The following is a 6,000-nucleotide window of genomic DNA, read 5'->3' on the forward strand; positions in this document are numbered from 1 at the left end:
CGGGACACGACAGGGACTGACGGCGCAGATCGGTTGAAAAGTGGATAAATGGGTGAGTTCGTGGCGTCCGATTCCCGACACCTGCCGACGGCCTGGCCTCGCGGCGCCCGACGCCCGGTCATTTTCGGGTCAGCGCCGGCTCGCCGATCCCCCGCGCTCGGGCCCCCCGCGCTCGGGCCCCCCGCGCTCGGGCCCCCCGCGCTCGGCCGGCTGTGCCCCAGGCCCACCGGGCTGCGGCGCGGGCTGCGGCCCGAGCCATTCCAGACCGTCGAACTCGACCCGGGGCTGCTTCCACCCGGCGCGCGACGCCCGTCCATCCGGCACGCCGGGCAGGTCGGGATCGAGAGACCGGACCGGAGGGGACGGGTCTCGCGCGTCCCGGTCCGTCATGTTCCGTGGTGACATGAGGCCTGACGCGAGTGGCACCGTCGGGCTATCGACGGGCTTTCCGATCACCTCGACCTCGCCCGGCGATCCGCCGGCCCCGCTCACGAGGCCACCCTCCCCGCCCCTCGCCGCCCCTTCGAAGCGCCTCGCCACCCATCTGTCGGCCCGCCGGGCCCACTCCCGGGAGAGGGTGATGCAGGGACGCTCGATCAAAAAGTGCGTCACGGTGGAGACCCCGACGGTCAGGGTGAGGACCACCAGGAGAAACGGCGGGTAGGGGATCTTCCACAGCCGCCAGCCGCTGTGCTCCAGCACCAGGTCGATGACGGCCGAGTGCCACAGATAGATGCCGTACGAGATCGCTCCGAGGAAGGCCAGCGGACGGCTGGCCAGCAGCGGCCGCACCCAGCCGCGGTCGCCGTGGCCGAACACCGCCGGGAGCAGCAGGAAGAAGCCGAACAACCCGTAGCCCAGGTGCTTGCCCATGTCCTGGCTCCGCGTGGCTTCGAAGATCGGCACGAGCGGCAGGCCGAGATGCCTGCTCGACACCCAGTAGAAGAACGCGGCGATGCCCCAGCACACCGTGCCCGAGCCGGGCAGYTCCGCCCAGCGCGGCGACCTGCCCTGCCGGGAGTACCAGGCCGAGAGCACGGCGAGCARCATGCCCATGGCGAACAGGTCCCACCAGACCGGCAGCCAGACGTTCCAGCCGTTCATCCAGGTCTGCGTGGACGGAATCACCAGGTAGTGAACGATCTTGGCGGCGACGAACGTAACCGCGAGCGCGGCGAGTTCCACGCGCAACTGGGCGGYGGGCGGACGGTCCCGCCGCCGCAGCAGCCACGCGTACACCGGTATCGCCAGGTAGAACGCCGCCTCGACGTCCAGGGTCCAGGCCTGGGTGAGGCCCTGGATCGCCCAGTGCTCCTGATAACCCTGGACGAAGAACGCCGTCTGGAGCAGACCRGCCAAGCCGTGCACGCCGACCCGCTTGCTGCTGACCACGGTCAGCGTGACGGCGAGCGCCACCCAGTACAGCGGKACGATCCGCATGAACCGCCGGACCAGGTAGCCGGCGGCGTCCGAGCCGCGGATGCCGGCGAACCGGGCGGCGACGAACGGACGGTAGAGCAGGAACCCCGAGATCAGGAAGAAGACCGCGACACCGATCTCACCCCGGGCGGTGTAGGGGCCCAGCCGGCTGCTGGTGGTGAAACCAGCGGGAAACGCGGTGTGCACGACGACCACGAGGACCGCTGCGATCGCGCGCAGGCCGTCGAAGCCGTCGAAGACGACCTTGGGTGGACGGACCGGCGCGGGAGTGCGCGGTTCGGGGATGGAAGCGGTGCCGGCCGGGCCGGCGGCTGCGCCGGAATCGGCTGCGGCCGTGAGAGAAAGGGCGGGTCCATTCACCGACCGAGCGCCCGGAGATCAGCGAGGTCCGGCACCCAGGCAACGTACCAGTCCGGTGTGCGCGACCACGTCGACACCCCGAGCGAACCCACCCTTTCTACCCGGCCGGACGGTCTACCCGGCCAGCCAGTCCGCGCACAGAAGCCCGCCGGCGGATCCGCACCCAGGGGCCCCGGCCGGCCGGTCCGCGAACCTACCGCGGCACCCGAGCCACTACACGACGCCCGAGCCACCGCGCGGCGGCCGTGATCGCGACGGCGGCGAGCAGCACGATCGCGGGCTCCGCGGCGGCCCGGAACCGGGTCGTCCCGTAGATCGCGACCGAGGCGAGGCTCAGGGCGATCGGCACGGCGAGCAGTGGCAGCAGCACGACCCGGCGGCGGCGCAGCACCACGACCCCGGCGAGCGCCGCGATCTCCAACGGCCACAGCGTGACCATCCCGACCTGGCTGAGGAGCAGGGGGCGCCGCTCGATGGTGTCCAGCCGGGCCTGCTGCCAGGGCCGGTAGACCCCCCACGTCCGACCGAGCCGCGCCGCGGCCACCCGGGGCAGGCTGCGCTCGTTGTGTTTGATGTAGTCGTACGCGGCCCGGCGGTAGAACACATCCCGTTCGGAGCGTTCCTGKGGCGAGGGTGGCAACGCCAGGATGCAGTCAAACGACCACCAGCCGACGTACCGGCCGGAGTAGCTGGCCGGGCAGTGGGTGACCGCCAGGGTGGAGCCGAGCCCGGTGGACAGGTACTCCGGCTCACTGAACCGGGACAGGTTGTAGATGGTCCAGGGCGCGATCGTGAGCGCACTCACCGCCGCCGCGACGGCCACCAGGGCGATCCGGCGCCGCCAGGCGAGTTCACGGGCCGTGGCGACAAGTGGCACCACCAGCACCACGGCGAGCAGCGCCAGTTCCGCTCGCGCGAGCATCACCGCAGCGAGGGCCGCTCCGAGCCAGGCGGCGTCGGCGACTGTCCGCCGGTCTCGGAACCGGTAGGCGGCAAGGATGATCCACGCGCAGGTGAGGATCCCGGTCGTCTCCGACATCAACAGCGGGTCGTTGAGCCACATGCCCGGATAGACAGCGGCGATCCCGGCCGCCACCAGTCCGGTCACGGGGCCGGCGATCCGCCGCCCGGCGAGGGCGACAAGCACGATCGACAGCACGCCGAGCAGACATGAGAACAGCTGGTGGGACAGGAAGCTGGTGAATCCGAGCACCGATGGCACGGCCAGCAGCCCGCTGGTCAGTGGGGGGTGCTGGGCGTCGGGGACGTAGCGGCCGGACAGGGCGAGTTCGTAGGGATCGGGCCAGCCCCGGCCGGCTGCGAAGAGGTTCGCCGCCTCGTGGTAGTAGTACGGGTCCCCCTCCACGACCGCCGGATGCAGCCAGTGGAACAGGTAGAACAGGCGGACGGCGAGACCGAGCAGCCCGATCGCGGCCAGCCACAGGTGCCAGCGCACGGGCCGCGCCCGCCCCAGCATCGCGGAGAACCCCGACATCACGGGGAATCGAGACGTGGGTTGGCCCGTGGACACCGCCGGCGCCGGGGCCACCATCCGGGGGAGCCCCGCCGTGGTCTCAGACACGCGCGGAAGGTACCAATGTCCCGATAACGGCTCGACACCGCGTCCGCCGCGACAGCGGCGAGCACACCGCGCGTACGTCCTTCCACGCCGCTGCGATTAGCCTTGCCTGTCGTATGTCCTGGCGAGGTCGCAGCCGACGCAACCCCCGGCGACGAGGAGGGAACGAGGCTGACCAGCAACGACGCCGACACCTTCCCGCTCGCCTCCGGTGGGCGCCACCGCCGGGTGGCACCCGGACCGGAGCCCACCGACACCGTCCCGATCAATACCCGCCTGGGCGGGACTCGCCCGGCGCCCGGGGCCACCCGGCCGCCGGCCGGACCTCCCTACCGGTCTCCCGGGACGGTGACGGCACCCGGGGCGAGAGCCCGGGCCGGCACCCGGCCGCGGACCGGCACGCGCGAGGCGACGGGGCCGCTGCGGGTCGAGGAGGATCTCGACGCCACCGGACCCGTGCTCGCGCCGCTCGGGCACTCCCCCGCGCTCGACGGCCTGCGCGCGCTCGCGGTCACGGCCGTCATCGCATATCACGCCGGCGTCTCGTGGATGCCCGGCGGCCTGCTCGGCGTCGACACCTTCTTCGTCCTCTCCGGGTTCCTCATCACCGGCCTGCTGATCGCCGAGTACCGCTACAACCGGCGCATCGACCTTCGCGCCTTCTGGATCCGCCGGTCCCGCCGCCTGATGCCGGCGCTGCTGCTGCTGCTGCTCGGGGTGGCGGCCTACGCCCGCTGGATCGCCTYCCCCGGCGACGTGGGAACCCTGCGGCTGGACGCGCTCTCCACGCTGCTCTATGTCGCAAACTGGCGTTTCGCGCTGTCCGACCAGAGCTACTTCGACCACTTCTCGGCTCCGTCACCTCTGCTGCACACCTGGTCACTGTCCGTTGAGGAGCAGTTCTACGTCCTGTGGCCGCTGATCGTCTACCTGCTGATGCGGCACAGCGCGAAGACCGTGGACCGCTGGCGCCGGCAGCGCCAGAAGGCCCAGTCGCTCGCGCTCACGGTCGCGGTCCTCGGCGCCGAGGCGTCCGCGTTGGTGGGCCTCGCCCTGCTCGTGGTCGGGACGAACCCCTCCCGGATCTACTACGGCACCGACAGCCGCGCCCAGGCCCTGCTGGTCGGGGCCGCCCTCGCCGTCTGGCGGGCCCAGCGGACGACCCCGATCTCCGCCCGGGCCCGGTCGGTCATGTCGGTCGTCGGCTGTGTCGCCACGGCTGCGATGATCCTCCTCTGGACAACGGTGGGTGGGGAGAGCCGCGGACTCTACGCCGGCGGCTTCCTCGGGGTTGCGATCATCGTGATGCTGCTGGTCGCCTCGCTCGTGGAAGCGCCCCGAGGCCCGGTGGCGAGGGTGCTGGCCACCGCCCCGCTGACCTTCGTCGGCCGCATCTCGTACGGCCTGTACCTGTGGCACTGGCCGATCTTCCTCACGCTGACGGCGACCCGCACCGGGACGAACGGCGTGGTCCTGCTGGGGCTCCGCCTCGCCGCCACGCTGGCGATCACACTGGCCTCGTTCCACCTCGTGGAGAACCCGATCCGGCGGGGCAAAGTACGCTTCCCCGTCCCGCGGGTGACGGTGCCCGCCGCCCTGGGCGGGGTGCTCGCGGTGATCCTGCTGGCGACCGCCGGGACGTCGGCGTCGGTGCGCACTCCCGCGGACCTGGAGGCGTTGGCGCGGCGGGCGGCGACCTCCCCACAACCGGCCGTCGCCGTCAAGGCCGGCGGGAACCCCCCGATCAAGGTCCTGCTCGGCGGCGACTCGGTGGCTCTCACCCTGGGGTTCAGCGACTTCTCCTCGATGGCCGCCCAGCAGGGTATGGAGATCCACGACTTCTCCAAGCTGGGGTGTGGCGTCGCACGGGGGATGCAGCGGCGCATCCTCGGCAGCGCCGGTCCCACCACCGACGGATGCGACCAGTGGCCGCAACGGTTCGCCCAACGGGTGAACGAGGTCAACCCCGCGCTCGCGATCCTGCTGGTCGGTCGCTGGGAGGTCACCGACCAGATGCGGGACGGCCGGTGGACGCACATCGGCGATCCGGGGTTCGACGCCTACCTCGGCCGGGAACTCGACCTCGCCATCGACACGCTCGGCGCCAAGGGTGCCAAGGTGGTGCTCCTGACGACCCCGGTGTTCAAGCCGACCGAGGCGCCGAACGGCGGCATCTACCCGGAGACGAAGGCCGAACGGGTGGTGCGGTTCAACGCGCTGCTGCGGGCCGCGGCGGCTCGCCATCCCGGCGTCACCGTGATCGACATCACGTCAATTCTCACTCCGGGTGACAAGTACGTCGACGAACTGGACGGTGTCCGGCTACGCGACGACGACGGTGTGCACATCTCCAATGGCGGTGCCCGACGGATCGGTGTCGCGATCATTCCCCAGCTTCTCCGGATCGCCCGGGGAGCAGCGGCCGCCGCACCCGCGCCGACCACGCCGACCACGGGAGCGGGACCCGGCTGACCCGCCCGCTTTACCCGACGCTAACCTTCCGCCCAGTACCGGGCGGTCTACAGGAGGATTCGACGTGCCTCGCGCGCTGATTACCGGGATTACCGGTCAGGACGGGTTGTATCTGGGTGAGTTGCTGACCGCGAAGGGTTATGAGGTGT

Annotated in this window: 4 protein-coding genes; 2 read left to right on the plus strand and 2 right to left on the minus strand. The window is 71.3% G+C overall.

All coding sequences use genetic code 11. The features are described from left to right. Nucleotides 1-129 precede the first annotated feature (129 nt). Together CcI156_RS18170 and CcI156_RS18175 are read right to left on the minus strand one after the other, a co-directional pair. A complete protein-coding gene (locus tag CcI156_RS18170) occupies nt 130-1,800 on the minus strand; it encodes an acyltransferase (RefSeq protein ID WP_076807059.1) in 1,671 nt (556 codons plus the stop codon). A 193-nt stretch (nt 1,801-1,993) separates the two neighbouring features. Then, complete coding sequence (locus CcI156_RS18175; protein ID WP_023841593.1) at nt 1,994-3,295, minus strand: glycosyltransferase family 39 protein; 1,302 nt, start codon at nt 3,293-3,295, stop codon at nt 1,994-1,996. Nucleotides 3,296-3,484: 189 nt separating this feature from the next. Between CcI156_RS18175 and CcI156_RS18180 the strand changes: the two genes are divergently transcribed. Together CcI156_RS18180 and CcI156_RS27865 are read left to right on the plus strand one after the other, a co-directional pair. Continuing rightward, nucleotides 3,485-5,851, plus strand: coding sequence for an acyltransferase family protein (locus CcI156_RS18180; RefSeq protein WP_305775226.1), 2,367 nt, complete (start codon nt 3,485-3,487; stop codon nt 5,849-5,851). Nucleotides 5,852-5,915: 64 nt separating this feature from the next. Continuing rightward, a partial coding sequence (locus tag CcI156_RS27865) for a GDP-mannose 4,6-dehydratase (RefSeq protein ID WP_330219012.1) occupies nt 5,916-6,000 on the plus strand: 85 nt, incomplete at its 3' end.

Origin of the sequence: Frankia sp. CcI156 (assembly GCF_001983015.1) — a bacterium.
In the GTDB taxonomy this organism is placed as follows: Bacteria; Actinomycetota; Actinomycetes; order Frankiales; family Frankiaceae; genus Frankia; species Frankia casuarinae.